Source organism: Cytobacillus sp. SAFR-174, assembly GCF_051964675.1.
GTDB lineage: Bacteria > Bacillota > Bacilli > Bacillales > Cytobacillaceae > Cytobacillus.
The window spans coordinates 45,583-58,316 of the sequence record NZ_JBQCMZ010000006.1 but is presented as its reverse complement, the minus strand read 5'-3'; the positions used below and the strand labels follow the sequence as shown (position 1 = coordinate 58,316).

The 12,734-nt window shown below is 37.5% G+C and carries 18 protein-coding genes and 1 tRNA gene; 10 read left to right on the top strand and 9 right to left on the bottom strand.

The window, feature by feature from the left end; translation table 11 throughout:
* Window positions 1-72: 72 nt before the first annotated feature.
* The 4 genes from ACTHRG_RS08285 to ACTHRG_RS08270 all read right to left on the bottom strand — a co-directional run bounded on the left by ACTHRG_RS08285 (window position 73) and on the right by ACTHRG_RS08270 (window position 2,655).
* A complete protein-coding gene (locus ACTHRG_RS08285) occupies window positions 73-663 on the bottom strand; it encodes a hypothetical protein (RefSeq protein WP_076256745.1) in 591 nt (196 codons plus the stop codon).
* 157 nt (window positions 664-820) lie between these two features.
* On the bottom strand, window positions 821-1,039 hold the full coding sequence (locus ACTHRG_RS08280; RefSeq protein WP_048009084.1) for a hypothetical protein: 219 nt from the start codon (window positions 1,037-1,039) through the stop codon (window positions 821-823).
* A 109-nt stretch (window positions 1,040-1,148) separates the two neighbouring features.
* Complete coding sequence (locus ACTHRG_RS08275) at window positions 1,149-1,763, bottom strand: YczE/YyaS/YitT family protein (protein WP_076256747.1); 615 nt, start codon at window positions 1,761-1,763, stop codon at window positions 1,149-1,151.
* Window positions 1,764-1,890: 127 nt separating this feature from the next.
* Window positions 1,891-2,655 carry a SurA N-terminal domain-containing protein gene (locus ACTHRG_RS08270; protein WP_076256749.1) on the bottom strand — a complete coding sequence of 255 codons (765 nt, stop codon included), beginning with the start codon at window positions 2,653-2,655 and terminating at the stop codon, window positions 1,891-1,893.
* 247 nt (window positions 2,656-2,902) lie between these two features.
* Between ACTHRG_RS08270 and ACTHRG_RS08265 the strand changes: the two genes are divergently transcribed.
* Window positions 2,903-2,975, top strand: a tRNA-Val gene (locus tag ACTHRG_RS08265).
* Between the two features lie 98 nt (window positions 2,976-3,073).
* Here ACTHRG_RS08265 and ACTHRG_RS08260 read toward each other — a convergent pair.
* Window positions 3,074-4,273 carry a tyrosine-type recombinase/integrase gene (locus ACTHRG_RS08260; RefSeq protein ID WP_076256751.1) on the bottom strand — a complete coding sequence of 400 codons (1,200 nt, stop codon included), beginning with the start codon at window positions 4,271-4,273 and terminating at the stop codon, window positions 3,074-3,076.
* A gap of 183 nt (window positions 4,274-4,456) precedes the next feature.
* Between ACTHRG_RS08260 and ACTHRG_RS08255 the strand changes: the two genes are divergently transcribed.
* Window positions 4,457-5,029: a sce7726 family protein gene (locus ACTHRG_RS08255; RefSeq protein WP_076256753.1), complete on the top strand. Its 573-nt coding sequence runs from the start codon at window positions 4,457-4,459 to the stop codon at window positions 5,027-5,029.
* Here ACTHRG_RS08255 and ACTHRG_RS08250 read toward each other — a convergent pair.
* The 4 genes from ACTHRG_RS08250 to ACTHRG_RS08235 form a co-directional block, all read right to left on the bottom strand.
* Window positions 4,998-5,999 carry a beta family protein gene (locus ACTHRG_RS08250; protein ID WP_076256755.1) on the bottom strand — a complete coding sequence of 334 codons (1,002 nt, stop codon included), beginning with the start codon at window positions 5,997-5,999 and terminating at the stop codon, window positions 4,998-5,000. The two genes, ACTHRG_RS08255 and ACTHRG_RS08250, sit on opposite strands and share 32 nt — an antisense overlap.
* Before the next feature lie 168 nt (window positions 6,000-6,167).
* The gene (locus tag ACTHRG_RS08245) at window positions 6,168-6,704 is read right to left on the bottom strand and encodes a hypothetical protein (protein ID WP_076256757.1); all 537 of its coding nucleotides are present in this window, start codon (window positions 6,702-6,704) and stop codon (window positions 6,168-6,170) included.
* Window positions 6,705-6,822: 118 nt separating this feature from the next.
* The gene (locus ACTHRG_RS08240) at window positions 6,823-7,263 is read right to left on the bottom strand and encodes an ImmA/IrrE family metallo-endopeptidase (RefSeq protein WP_076256759.1); all 441 of its coding nucleotides are present in this window, start codon (window positions 7,261-7,263) and stop codon (window positions 6,823-6,825) included.
* Between the two features lie 4 nt (window positions 7,264-7,267).
* Window positions 7,268-7,711 carry a helix-turn-helix domain-containing protein gene (locus tag ACTHRG_RS08235; RefSeq protein WP_076256761.1) on the bottom strand — a complete coding sequence of 148 codons (444 nt, stop codon included), beginning with the start codon at window positions 7,709-7,711 and terminating at the stop codon, window positions 7,268-7,270.
* Window positions 7,712-7,882: 171 nt separating this feature from the next.
* On the opposite strand from ACTHRG_RS08235, the gene ACTHRG_RS08230 reads away from it, so the two are divergent.
* From ACTHRG_RS08230 to ACTHRG_RS08195, 8 genes are all read left to right on the top strand, one after another.
* The gene (locus tag ACTHRG_RS08230) at window positions 7,883-8,140 is read left to right on the top strand and encodes a helix-turn-helix domain-containing protein (protein ID WP_083675288.1); all 258 of its coding nucleotides are present in this window, start codon (window positions 7,883-7,885) and stop codon (window positions 8,138-8,140) included.
* 80 nt (window positions 8,141-8,220) lie between these two features.
* Window positions 8,221-8,409 carry a helix-turn-helix domain-containing protein gene (locus ACTHRG_RS08225; RefSeq protein ID WP_026041684.1) on the top strand — a complete coding sequence of 63 codons (189 nt, stop codon included), beginning with the start codon at window positions 8,221-8,223 and terminating at the stop codon, window positions 8,407-8,409.
* Window positions 8,410-9,111, top strand: coding sequence for an ORF6N domain-containing protein (locus ACTHRG_RS08220; RefSeq protein WP_076256763.1), 702 nt, complete (start codon window positions 8,410-8,412; stop codon window positions 9,109-9,111). It abuts the gene before it with no gap.
* Window positions 9,112-9,254: 143 nt separating this feature from the next.
* Window positions 9,255-9,518, top strand: a complete 264-nt coding sequence (locus tag ACTHRG_RS08215) for a helix-turn-helix domain-containing protein (protein ID WP_009330644.1) — start codon at window positions 9,255-9,257, stop codon at window positions 9,516-9,518.
* A gap of 372 nt (window positions 9,519-9,890) precedes the next feature.
* Window positions 9,891-10,112, top strand: coding sequence for a YqaI family protein (locus ACTHRG_RS08210; RefSeq protein WP_353615003.1), 222 nt, complete (start codon window positions 9,891-9,893; stop codon window positions 10,110-10,112).
* Window positions 10,113-10,245: 133 nt separating this feature from the next.
* Window positions 10,246-11,157 carry a YqaJ viral recombinase family nuclease gene (locus ACTHRG_RS08205; RefSeq protein WP_175609053.1) on the top strand — a complete coding sequence of 304 codons (912 nt, stop codon included), beginning with the start codon at window positions 10,246-10,248 and terminating at the stop codon, window positions 11,155-11,157.
* A complete protein-coding gene (locus ACTHRG_RS08200; protein WP_076256769.1) occupies window positions 11,157-12,086 on the top strand; it encodes a recombinase RecT in 930 nt (309 codons plus the stop codon). The genes ACTHRG_RS08205 and ACTHRG_RS08200 overlap by 1 nt, the downstream gene beginning before the upstream one ends.
* A gap of 156 nt (window positions 12,087-12,242) precedes the next feature.
* Window positions 12,243-12,731 (top strand): HNH endonuclease, encoded by a 489-nt coding sequence (locus tag ACTHRG_RS08195; RefSeq protein ID WP_076256771.1) that lies wholly within the window; start codon window positions 12,243-12,245, stop codon window positions 12,729-12,731.
* The last annotated feature ends 3 nt before the right edge of the window (window positions 12,732-12,734 follow it).

Here is a 12,734-nt window from a genome sequence, read left to right as displayed (position 1 = left end):
AAATAAATTTAAAGCAAAAAGGAAGGATGCTCATATGAGATCCTTCCTTTTTGCTTCTGTTTGCCGGGGATGTCAAGCTCCTTGGTCGCTATGGCCGATAGAAAGTGTGGCACTGACATAATCTTCTTCACTGCTGGTTAATAGAACAGTGAATGTACCGGGTTCATCGCCTTCATATACTTCTTCACTGAGGGTGTCTTTTAATAGTTTGCTTTTATACTCAATGATTTCACGCTGGTTATTATCTTCTTTAACTCTGTTAACTTCCTCAGCATCTTTCGGAATCCTTTTTTCGATAAATGCAAGAACCTCTTCATTACTCATCTCTTTTTCCATATCCTCAAATTGCAGCTCAATATTAACTGCGCGATGGGTTTTAAACTCTACCAGCATACTGTCTCCATTAAAGCGGGCTATCTCCTCGTTGTTTTTATTTTCACCATAAGCCTCTGTGAAAAGGTCTCGAGTGTCTCCCAAGCCAACTTCTTCAGTTATTCTTTTGTTTTCTTCGGGTGTTTCTTCCGTTTCTGCCCGCTGTTCTTCCGTAGAAGGGTTGTTTTTGTCTTCCTCCTCTACAATTTGCTCTTCAGTCTGATTACAGCCTGCCAGTATAAGGCTGCCTGCAAACAATGCAGTAATGAAAGATAATGAGCTAGATTTCATAAAATCCTTCCTTTCCTAATCATGTGGAATTTAAGGGTCCATTCCCAGTTAGGGAATATATACCCCAAAGGGAGCAGAATAATCGGGAAGGAATCATAATAAAAAGCCGTATTTCTTCTGTGAAATACAGCCTTGATGGATGAAGTGAATTTGTCCTTTAGCTGATCTGGCGAGCTTTCTTTTCGGGCAAAATGGACATAATATGATTCAAATTAAAGATACGCATTTGTTTTCTATATAAACAATAGGCTAAAATCGTACTGCCTCGAAGTTCTTTGATTAATATTTTTCTTTGTGAAAATGAATTGCGTTTGGAGAGATAAATGATTTCCACAGGCTTTCTCTCTTCCATAGCACGATAAAGAATTCCTTTCATAGAGAAATCCCTCCTTACGTTTATTTACATTATAAACGAACATGCGTTCCTAATCAAGTGAAATACGAAAATTTGTTCGCATAAAAAAAGACCTCAAAAATGAAGTCTTTTAAATAATCTTTAAACCCTTATCTTTTAAGTGATTGAGAAGGACAGTTCCATATTGTATGGCATAGCCTAAAAAGATGGCTACTAACAAAGTACCCAATCCGACCGGACCGCCTAAGAGAAGGCCAATGGCCAATGCTAAAAATTCATTAATAATACGTGCAGTCTTCATACTGATATTGAGCCTTTTGGCAGTTGCGATCATTAATCCATCAATGGGGCCGCTGAATAATTGCGGGCGGATATAGATAGATACTCCGAAGCCCAGAAGGATAATACCAGTAAAGAAGGCAAGTATCTGATAGGGATAGTGTGTAACGGTGAAGCCGCTAAAAACAAGCTCCATCCAAAAATCGATCCCCAGACTCGCTAAAATGGTTCCAATAAATGATTTAAACTGCGGTTTTTCCCAGGAGAGTATGGCATTGAAAAATATAAGGGAAGCCGTAACCAGGAATGACCATGTTCCAATGGTAAGACCGAACTTATTGAAAAGCCCAACATAAACAGTGTCCCAGGCACCTGCACCTAGATTGGATAAGATGATTAGTGAAACACCGAGAGTGAGAATTAAATAGCCTGCAATTATTTGAATGAATGTAGTGTATTTAGTCATGTAGAATCCTCCCCAATACATATTACAGCATTTAAATAATTACTCAAGGGGAAGAAGATGTCCAATAGATTCCATGTGGAAAAATATAGAAAAACAGCTCCCGTAAACGGGAGCTGGTCAATGATAATTATACCTTAATATCAATTTTTGCGTTTTTCTTCAATTCTTCTACATGCTTAACGAGCATTTCCTGCTGTTTTTGCTGTTCGAGCTGCTGTTTGATCTGCGGTTTTACTTCTTCCAATTTAGGGGGCTCCTGTCCTTCAGCACCACCCTGGCTTGCATATTCCTCATAGAATTTTTGAATTTCAGCATCTGTAACATTCTCAGGTTTAATCTCGCCTTCGATGTATTTCGTATATTTAATATTGTTGGCAATTTCCGTCTCTAATGAATCGGGATTAAGGCCAGCCTGTTTCATTGCTGTTTCAAATTCCTTATCATTCTTGAATTGTCCTTTTGTTTCTTCGAGCTGCTTTTTGACTTCTTCATCAGAAGCTTTATAGCCTTTTTTATCAGCCTCCTGGAGAAGAAGCGTCTGGCCCACTAGACTGTCAAGTGTCTGCTTCTTAATTTTCTCTGCAGCATCTTTTGTAGTAGGGTCTTGTCCCATTTGCTGATACATCATTTGTGAAGAAGTAAGCACACTGTTATACTCACGTCCAAGAATTTCCTGGTCATTCACAATTGCAACTGTCTTTTTTTCATCAAGCTTTTGCTTATCCATTTTCTTTTGCATTTCTTCCATTTGCTTTTGCTGGTCCTGCTGATCGGTTTCAGCTGTTTTCGGTTCTTCTTTTTTATCTGCACTCTTGCTTTTATCGTCAGCTCCACAAGCAGCTAAAACGGCAGATATTAATACTAGTAAAAAGGGATACATTAGTTTCTTCATTGATATTTCTCCTTCCGTAACCCTGTATAGTTTGATTCAACTAACAAATGAATCATATAGAGGGCATTATAAAGCATATAATCATAAAAAGATACCTTTAAGGTACAAAAGCCGAATTTGTAAAGGGAATGTAATCTGGTTATAAAGCTCTTAACCTGATAGTTTCTGGATGAAATATAGGTATTGACTTTTATGTAGTAGTGAAGTATATTTTATATTGTCCCCAATAGAGGGAAATATTCATAACGATTCCGTAGCTCAGCTGGGAGAGCGCTACCTTGACAGGGTAGAGGTCGCTGGTTCGAACCCAGTCGGAATCATCTGTTAAAAGCCTAGAGCCTCAACGGTTCTAGGCTTTTTCTTTATTCTTAAAAATATAGAGTAAACCCCAATTGTTGACGAATTGTTGACGAAATTTTTAAATGCTATTTTTTTGCCGTGTAAATATTGAGTCTAATTTGTTAGCTGCTTCTTGATCTGCAGTTTGTAAAGCATGACCATATGTATCCATGGTTATACGGATATTGGAATGACCAAGTCTCTCTGAAATAATTTTTGCGTGAACACCCTGATTTATTAATAGGGTTGCTGAAGTGTGTCTCAGATCATGTAACCTGATAAATCGGACCCCAGCCCTGTTGGTAAATCGTCTCCACCAGGTAGTAGGCGTAGTGGGATAATAGTGTTTTCCGTTTTCATTGCAAAAGACAAATTCATGCTCATGTTCAATCCACAAATCTCTCATACGCATTTTTTCTTTTTTCCAGTGTATATAGTATTTTTTAAGCTCTTCGACCATCATAGGTGGCAAAGAAATAACACGTTTTGAATTCCTGGATTTTGGACCTTTTAAAATCGGCCTTCCACCAGTACCTCGACTAATAATCTGTTTGATTTGAATAATACCCTTCTCCAAGTCTATATGAGACCATTCCAGCCCTAATAATTCACCCCTTCTTAATCCAGCAGCAAGTGCAAGAGAAGTAAATACACGCCAGTGTATTGGTTCATCCTGGACTGCATCAAACAATACTGCTACCTCATTCTCATTATAAACGTTGATTTCTTTCTCTAGAATACCTCGCTGGCTAGGTTTGCTGACATCTGCTGCAGGGTTATATTTAATAATCTTCCAATCTGCAGCTCGCTGTAGAATGTTTCTAAGGACACGATATACATATTGAGCAGTGGAGACAGCCATAGGACTGCCATCTACTTTTTTTAATTGAGATAAAAAGTTAACGATATGAATCGGCTTTATCTGATCTAGTCGCATATGGCCAAGAGTGGGGAGGATGTGGTTTTTAAAGTGGGTGAGGTACACATCCAATGTTTGTTCACTTAGCCCACCTTTTTCGGCGTATTTTTTTTGCCAGTCTTTTACGAACTCTGCAAGAGTCATTTTTTCAGGAGAAATGTACTCGCCTGACTCAATTTCCATTTGGAACTTCACTAACTCTGACTGTAAGTAGTCATTTAATTTCTTTTTTGTTTTTAATAAAGATTGATCCTTTATTCGTATGGTTTTGGTTTTCTTCTTTCTTTTGCCTTTTGAATCATAACCGACCTCTACAACAAGCATAAAAGAGTTTGTTCCTCGTTTTTGAACGCTTGCCATTATTTTATCCTCCTTATTAATTTTATCAAGATTTTTGATGAGGGAATATATGTTCTGTTTGGTGTTATAATAAAAATGCCTAGCTCAACAGGCAACTTTTTAGGTGGATATTCAATTCTCTGTTCTAAAAAATAATTCCTAATGGTAATATTTAATTGAACGAATAATATGGAGTGAAGTAGTATGCTTACTGATTTTGATATCAGGGCGAAATTAATTGAAAAAATTCATAAAGAAAACCGTGGCAAACACTACAGGGTAATTGAAGAACTAGTTATTTGCGACGGATTGGCCCGTGCTGATGTTGCATTAGCAAACGGAATTTTTCATGGTTTTGAAATAAAGAGTGATCATGATAGCCTGGAGAGATTAGCAAATCAAATAGAATGCTATGATAAAACGTTTGATAAAAATACAATTGTTGTGGGTCAAAAATTCGAAGATCGAATTGCTGACTATATCCCTTCACATTGGGGTATACAAGTAGCATATGTAAATAGGTATGGTACTATTTCAATTAAGAAAATTCGATCAACCAAAATGAATAAAAAGATCTCTTTACACAATCTCTTAGACCTGCTCTGGAATGTTGAGTTAAGGTCTTACCTTAAAGAAAATAAGGTAAGAGGTTATTCAAAAAAAGACAGAACAGGTCTCAAAGAGATGGCAATTGAAAACATTACATTTAAACTATTAAAGGATTATACGAGAGAGACCCTAAAAACTAGGACCGGTTGGAGAGAAGATCTACCATGAGAGTAATATGGTGATTCTCATCTATTGATACCCAGCTTTGAAGATTACCTGGTCCAGTTGTTTCCCCTGAGAATCTATCATAAATCTCAGTGTCTCCCCATGAGAAGTCTGGACCCTTAAAGTGTCCGGACTTTTCAATTATTGCTTTACATCCTTCTAGCACTTTATCAATTTTCAACCCCCCTTTTTTTAGAGTCAGGCCTTTATAGATGAAATATTCATTTTCCGCTGCATAGCGGATCTTGAAGGACATCTGCATTCCGGGAATAAATTCGAAGTAGGAATAATGTGAAATTGTATAATCAGAAAAAATCGGTGCAATGTCTTTTTGCATTAAAGCTTTTCGGATGTTTTCGAATAATATCTTTTCAAACCTTTGAATGGATACTAGTTCCTCTTTAGGTACATTAAGAGTTTCAGGGATCGATCCACTGGCAATGATAATTCGCCTGAATGAGGCAAGTTTAGGAATAGTAGAAAGAGTACTTTTTAACACAAAAATCTGTGTATTCAATGTGTCATTATTAATATACTGTGCGTCAAGTATAAGATCACAATTTGAAAGTTCAATCTCTCTCAATATGTCAGAGAAAGAAAAATCAAAGTCTGGATCGGAAAGCTCATTTGTTGTAACTCTAATCGCTATTCCGTTAGCAGAAATTTCTTTAACCTTTGCAACTTTTTCAGAATCGTCAGAAACATGTACCACTGGAATCATATCGGTCAATACATCATCCATAATGCATTTATCAATGAGCTCGAAATATTTTTCATTATCGATTTCTAGGGCAGCATGCAAGTCAAAGTAGAACTTCCTACTTTTCCAAGCCCTTGTTATATCTGAGAACTTAGAAACAGTATCTGGTGCAACTTCAAATAAAGGAACAATTTTGTCTTTTACATCATCCTTTAATTGAGTTAGTGCATCCTTTTCTCCTGCTTTACACCTTAAAATTGGTACATACAACATTGAAAATCCCCCATTTTGTTAATATTTTTATATTAACAGGAGTAATTAGGTTAAATATAAATGCTGTTCATGCAGTCCCTAACTTCCTGGAATTTTGTTTAATTTCCAATAGAATTCCATGAAATATATGTTCGTTTAAAGTTGAAAAGAAAAGCCCAAAAGGGCCAATCATTGAATCTCTGAGCTATAAATTTTCCAATGGTAATTCAAATCGAAGTCCCCACGTGATTCTAAGGTGCCTTTGATTGTAACACTATCACCTGGTTTTAGATCGGTGAGGAGATTACTCGTAAAATCTGCAACAAAAACATTATAAGCTTCGTTACCTGATGTACTAACATCATCCCACGTTTGACCGGTGTACTCTCCTGCACCTAATACCCAAATTTGTGAAGAACCTATTTCCATTATAGTGCCTGACCAAGTTACTTCTTGACCGTATAGGTAATTATCCCATGTAGGCTTTTTTTCTTCACCGAGTTCTTTATAATTATTTATGAACTCTGGGAAGTTATTGAGAGAGTCAATAGTTTTCTGTTGTTGCTCGGATATTTGTTTTTCGGTGTCACTCGGTTCTTCTGCTTTTTCATTAACTTCATCAGTAGGCTTGTTTACCGGCTCTTTAGTTTCCTCTGTACCTGAACATGCCCCTAAGATAAAGCTTAGAGATAGAACAGAGATAACTAGTAAAAACTTGTACTTCATCTTATCCAATCTCCTTTTTAATAAATTTATGTATTTATGGATTAATTACCCATCAATACTCAATATAAAAACACGCAAATCTACGTGTCACATGGTTTGGTTTTATGGAAAAAACTATCTATTGTTTAAATTTTTTTAAGTGAGCAAGTTCTCTTGGCACACCATATATTTCAGCAATTTCATAGATTGAAAGATGTGAATCTTCATATTCACTTAGACTTTCGTCTGGAAGTAACAACTCTACAGCGAATTGACTTGCTTGCCTTTCGTATTTGCTTTCTGGAAAGAAAGTATTCTTTTTTAGGAATGAAGCATTATGTTTGGGGTGAAGAACCGAGTGACCTAATTCATGTCCCATGACAAAATTACGGACTTTGCCCAAATTGTTATTTATGAAAATAAATTTATTTTTTCTTTCATATTTGTACATTCCCTGGACTTCATCCGTAAAATCCCATGGTACGACATGGACACCAAGTTTCTCAGCGATTAGAAAAGGATCTCTTGTCTTGAATTTCTTAATTAATCGTTGAACTTCAGCAACAATTAAATCCTTCATCTAATCAGTCCTGATTATCACGATATTTCTTTGGAATATACTTTTTGTTAATCCTGGTGGCTTGTCTAATTGCATATTCCATGGCATCCATGATTGATTCCTTTGCTTCCTCGCTAATTGGTTCCCCCATTAACATATAGCCATCGTCTTCAGAAAGGTCTTGACGAATTTTCTCCATTCTTTTTGCGATGTCTTTTTCGTCTTTTGTGGAAGATGTGCTTTTTGTTGATGTTTCTTCCAAGTAACCTGCTACTTTCATTAATTGATCGTAATCCGTCTTTAGAGCTTCTGCAATTTTCTTTATTGTCGTTGGCTTTGGTACTCCTCTTTTTCCTGTCTCTATTCTCGATAATTGAGCAGCGCTGATTTCAGAATAAAGAGCAACCTGATTTAAGGTTAGGTTTTTTGATTCTCTAATTTTCTTTATATATGTTCCGAATTCAGTCATAAGAAATCATCCATTCAACATTAATTTCCATCGATAACTTTATATTAGAGTGTAGCATTACCAAAAGGCAATAAACTTAAAAAAAATATGATAAAAAGTATTGCCTTTTGGTAAAATTGGTGATATTTTATTACCATAAGGTAATGACTTAAAGGGAAAAGAGGTGATAACTTGACTAATTCAACAGATATCATTGTGAGAGCAGAATTCTTAAAAAAGTATTTACTTGAAAAAAATATGTCCGAAAGCAAATTTGCAGAAACTATTGGTGTAGCTCATAGTACAGTTAATCGTGTTTTAAATGGTAAAAGAAATCCTGGTAGTAAGTTTATTGCTGGTGTATTAAAGAACTTTCAGGATTTAAGCTTTGAAGAAGTTTTTTCTTATAAACATGAATTACCAAAAGGTAATAACAGGTACACAGCCTAATGAAGGCAAGCCAGACAATTTTAATTATTGAGGTGCAAAAAATGGATCTCAAAAAGCTAATAGCTCAGGATCATTTCAAAGTGCAGCGAAAAACACTCACAGCTCAGGAAGTGGCTGATTATATTGGTGTCCATCCTGACACGATTTATACGATGGTCCGAGAAAAGCAAATCCCCCATTTCCGGGTTAGGCGAAGAATTTTCTTTTCTCTGGAAACGATCAATGCCTGGATGCGTGACCAAGAACAAAAAAGTCTGGAGGCGATGTAAATGAATCAACTGCAGCCTATTTGCCAGAGAGGTAAGCGAGTATTAACTACCACTCAGCTTGCAGAAGCTTTTGGAACAGAAGCAAAAATTATTAACCGTAACTTTCAAAGAAATGCAGATCGGTATGTTCAAGGCAAGCATTATTTTGCCTTATCCGGAGAAGAATTACGAGAATTCAAAGGGTCACGTCAATTTGACGACAGCCTTAAATTTACTTCTATTCTCTATCTTTGGACCGAAAAAGGAGCTTGGCTTCACGCTAAATCACTTAATACTGAGCAGGCATGGGATGCTTACGAAAGGCTGGTCGATGAATACTACACCATTAAAGAAGACATTGTTCCTCTTTCAAAAGATCAGGCTCTTGTCACGGTGTTGAGAACAACTGCAGATCTTATGGAGGATACTCAAATCATTAAAGCTGAACAACACAAAATCAGAAAGCTTGTCTATGAAATTGATCATAAAGTTGAAGAGCATATCACTCTTAGCAGTGGCGAACAACGCCGTGTGCAGAAAGGAATTGCTCAAAAGGTATATGAGCTAGAAAGTAATCCAGATTTCCGATCAAAGCTCTTCAGGGAACTACATCGGGAAATAAAGGATCGTTTTGGTGTAGCAAGCTACAAAGACATTAAGAGAAAGGAACTTCAATCAGCTCTCAGCTACATAGAAAACTGGTTTCCTAGAAAAGTTTCATGAGCGAAGGCACCGAACGAAGCTGCCAGGCTCAAAAAAATTCGGTGCACTTCCTTTCATCTATTAATTTTAATAGCAATCTATTAATTTGTCGGTTCCATACTGGAACCTTTCCAAATTGGAACATAGAAGGGAGGGAGAAAGGATTGACTTTCGGCGCAGTATTGAAAGCATGCCGGGAGCGAGCAGGTCTTACCCAGGAGGAAATCGCAGAGAAACTTCATCGTTCACGGAGTTGTATTTCAAAATTTGAAACAGATAAAAAAACATTAGATGTCGCTACTTTAATCAAGTGGGCAGATGTTACCTCAGCTAAAGATGTGGCATGTGCCATTGTGACAGGGGTAGATCCAGTGATGATATTGCAGCAGTTAATGCCGTTGATAGGAGGAATAATCCAATGGTTCTAACCAGAAAAGAGAAGCTGGAACAATTGATTAAGAAATTAAAGAGCCAAGGAGTAAAGATTGATTGGGCAGTTAGAATACGTACTTCAAAGGAGGGTTCTTAAGTGGACTTGGGCTATGTCCTAGCTATGATTTTTGGAACCTACTTTATTTTTATCATGGGAATTTTAATTGGAGATTTTACTTCAAATCAAAAAGAAAAGCAGTAAGCTCACCACAGCTCACTGCCACTAAATATCGATATGCTTATTCTACCACCACTAGAATAGGGCGGCAAGAATCTTTGTTCCTGCCGCGATAAGTCGGAACAAATATCTACCATTCCCCCATCATCTACGTTTCGGCTTATCGCGGTGTGAATAAAGCACCTAATACATAGAGAGGAGGATAAAAATGAATCATCCTATGATTGACCAAATAGAGCGGTCCGGATATCCGAATATGGTAACACAGCCTGAACATGTAGGATTCGATTATTTTGGTGACGAAATCCTTGATGGTGACGACATAGTGGAATATGACGGTGAAATCATCTTGAAGGACAACTTGGATCGGTTCTTAACAGAAGTGATGGAATTTGAATTTAGAACAGCATAAAAAATGACTCCTGTTGGCGCAGGAGTCGGTAATGATTGGCTAATTATTTTGTACCGTCATTTTAGCATATAGGCTCTTGACGGTAAAGGGGGGACTAGAATTGGCGCTAAACAATGCAGTTCCTACAAAGGATATGAGCCGGTACGAATGGCTGCAAGAACGGGCTAAAGGAATCGGCGGGAGTGACGCTGGAATCATTCTTGGAGTTAATAAATTTCGTACACCTTTTGAACTTTGGCTTGAAAAAACAGGCCAAGTCGAACCACAGGAAACTGATAATGAAGCAATTTACTGGGGAAATCAAATGGAAAATGTGGTTGCCAAGGAGTTTGAAAAGCGTACAGGTAAAAAGGTACGCCGAACAAATTTCATGTACAGCCATTCCAAGTATCCATTTATTAAAGCAAACGTTGACCGTTTAGTTGTTGGAGAATCAGCGGTTTTGGAATGCAAGACAGCCAGTGCGTATCTCGCTAAAGAGTGGGAAGGCGAAGAAGTTCCGGCAAGCTACCTTGTGCAGCTCCAGCATTATCTAGGAGTGACTGAAAAGGAAAAGGGTTATATCGCTGTTCTTATCGGTGGCAACAAGTTCATCTGGAAGGAAGTAAAGCGAGACCAGGAGCTTATCGATATGATTTTCAATGCTGAAAAGCACTTTTGGGAATTTCACGTACTGAAAGGGCATGCTCCGGTGTTAGATGGATCCAGTGCAGCTGAGAAGTATTTAAAAGAGAAGTACGCTTGTGCTGTGAAGGATAAAGAAATGGTCCTTCCATCTGATTATAAAGACTTGCTGGTTCAATATGAGAAAGTGAAATCTGATGAAAAGCTGATTAAAACAGCAAAAACCGAAATTGAAAACAAATTAAGAGAAGTATTGAAGGATGCTGAAACAGGTATTACTGATCAATTTATTGTCACTTGGAAGAATCAGAGTAGAAAAAGTGTGGATTCGAAAGCACTGAAAGAAAAGTTTCCGGACATTTACAAAAAAGTTTTGAAAGAATCCTCGTTCCGAAAATTTGCTGTAAAGGAGATTAATTGATGGCGACTAATACAGAATTGAAAAATCAATTAGCTAATAGGCAGGAGACAGCAGCAAAGCAGGTATCAGCTCAATCACTTGGACTTAAAAGTTTATTAAATACGCCAACAATGCAAAAGAAATTTGAGCAGGTATTGGCCAATAAAGCTCCTCAATTTATGGCATCCGTTCTTAATTTATATAACGGAGATCCTGGTCTAAGAGAAGCTGAGCCTATGTCCATAGTATCCAGTGCAATGGTTGCTGCATCTCTCGATTTACCAGTTGATAAAAATTTAGGTTACGCCTGGATTGTTGCTTTTTATGATTCTAAAAAGGGGTATAAGACAGCACAGTTCCAGCTGGGATACAAAGGATACATTCAGCTGGCATTAAGAAGTGGCCAGTACAAGGCCATAAATGTAATACCGGTATATGAAGGAGAACTCCTAAAGTGGAATCGTCTAACGGAGGAAATTGACCTTGATTTGGATGCCAGGAAAAGTGATAAGGTCATCGGTTATTGTGGCTACTTTAGGTTGGTCAATGGCTTTGAAAAAACGGTTTATTGGACCCGAGATGAGGTCGAGGCGCACAGGATTAAGCATAACAAGGCAAAAGATAAGAAGTCACTTAATAATGTTTGGCGTACTGATTATGATGCCATGGCAATGAAAACAGTTCTTAGGAACATGTTAGGCAAATGGGGTATCTTGTCCATCGATATGCAAAAAGCATTCTCAGAAGACGAGCAGGAGCGTGAGGTAAAAGATATTACGGATGAGGCTAATGAGTTTGATGAGCCAATTCAGTACGACTCTCCAAGCAAGCAAGAGCATGTATCAGATGAAGAGCCTGAAATTATTGACACGGATCAAAAGAAGAAAAAAACTAGCAAAAATATGTCCGCCCAGGAATCATTGGACATAGATTTTGAAGATGCAGAGTAACAAAACAAATATCCTCCTTCCAGCATGGATCTGGGAGGAGGCTAAAGATAAAGAACACTTGAAAATGCTTGTTTTAGAGTATATGCGGCGGTATCCGGATTACAAAGTAAAAGGGGTTAAAAACGGATTTGCTGTCTGTGAGAGGGAGTGAGTCACATGCTTGTTAAGACCATTCGTATACCAAACGGAGATGTATTTTCAAAGTATTTTATATTCAAATGTGATAGATGCGATGAAACTATCGGGGAATCTGATCCACACATACCAGAGGAGCAAAAACATTATTGTTGGGAATGCAGTTTCATTTTAGGAAAGATAACGGAAGTGGAGTTCCTAAAATGTTCAGGGGTGTCCGTACCAAATTCTCATGCTTCGGTAATTGATGGGGAAATCTTGATATGGATAGGCAGTAAACCACCCTGGGAGCAGACAAATAAGGATATTAGGAGCTCCGGTAAATATAAAGAATGGCGAACTTTGGTTTTGGAAAGAGACAAATACACATGTCAGCATTGTGGGCAAGTTGGGGGAGAGTTAAACGCTCATCATATAAAACCGTTTGCTAAATATGAGAATTTAAGATTCGAAGTTTCAAATGGTCTAACCTTATGCGTGCCATGTCATAAAAATGTCCATAGGAAGTAGGTG

Excerpts from the sequence above, each read along its gene's own strand:
- ACTHRG_RS08275 (WP_076256747.1), bottom strand. The coding sequence starts at position 1,763 with ATGACTAAATACACTACATTCATTCAAATAATTGCAGGCTATTTAATT.
- ACTHRG_RS08260 (WP_076256751.1), bottom strand. The coding sequence starts at position 4,273 with ATGGCAAGCGTTCAAAAACGAGGAACAAACTCTTTTATGCTTGTTGTA.
- ACTHRG_RS08200 (WP_076256769.1), top strand. The coding sequence starts at position 11,157 with ATGGCGACTAATACAGAATTGAAAAATCAATTAGCTAATAGGCAGGAG.
- ACTHRG_RS08255 (WP_076256753.1), top strand. The coding sequence starts at position 4,457 with ATGCTTACTGATTTTGATATCAGGGCGAAATTAATTGAAAAAATTCAT.
- ACTHRG_RS08250 (WP_076256755.1), bottom strand. The coding sequence starts at position 5,999 with ATGTTGTATGTACCAATTTTAAGGTGTAAAGCAGGAGAAAAGGATGCA.
- ACTHRG_RS08195 (WP_076256771.1), top strand. The coding sequence starts at position 12,243 with ATGCTTGTTAAGACCATTCGTATACCAAACGGAGATGTATTTTCAAAG.
- ACTHRG_RS08270 (WP_076256749.1), bottom strand. The coding sequence starts at position 2,655 with ATGAAGAAACTAATGTATCCCTTTTTACTAGTATTAATATCTGCCGTT.
- ACTHRG_RS08235 (WP_076256761.1), bottom strand. The coding sequence starts at position 7,711 with ATGACTGAATTCGGAACATATATAAAGAAAATTAGAGAATCAAAAAAC.
- ACTHRG_RS08280 (WP_048009084.1), bottom strand. The coding sequence starts at position 1,039 with ATGAAAGGAATTCTTTATCGTGCTATGGAAGAGAGAAAGCCTGTGGAA.
- ACTHRG_RS08245 (WP_076256757.1), bottom strand. The coding sequence starts at position 6,704 with ATGAAGTACAAGTTTTTACTAGTTATCTCTGTTCTATCTCTAAGCTTT.
- ACTHRG_RS08240 (WP_076256759.1), bottom strand. The coding sequence starts at position 7,263 with ATGAAGGATTTAATTGTTGCTGAAGTTCAACGATTAATTAAGAAATTC.
- ACTHRG_RS08220 (WP_076256763.1), top strand. The coding sequence starts at position 8,410 with ATGAATCAACTGCAGCCTATTTGCCAGAGAGGTAAGCGAGTATTAACT.
- ACTHRG_RS08205 (WP_175609053.1), top strand. The coding sequence starts at position 10,246 with ATGAGCCGGTACGAATGGCTGCAAGAACGGGCTAAAGGAATCGGCGGG.
- ACTHRG_RS08285 (WP_076256745.1), bottom strand. The coding sequence starts at position 663 with ATGAAATCTAGCTCATTATCTTTCATTACTGCATTGTTTGCAGGCAGC.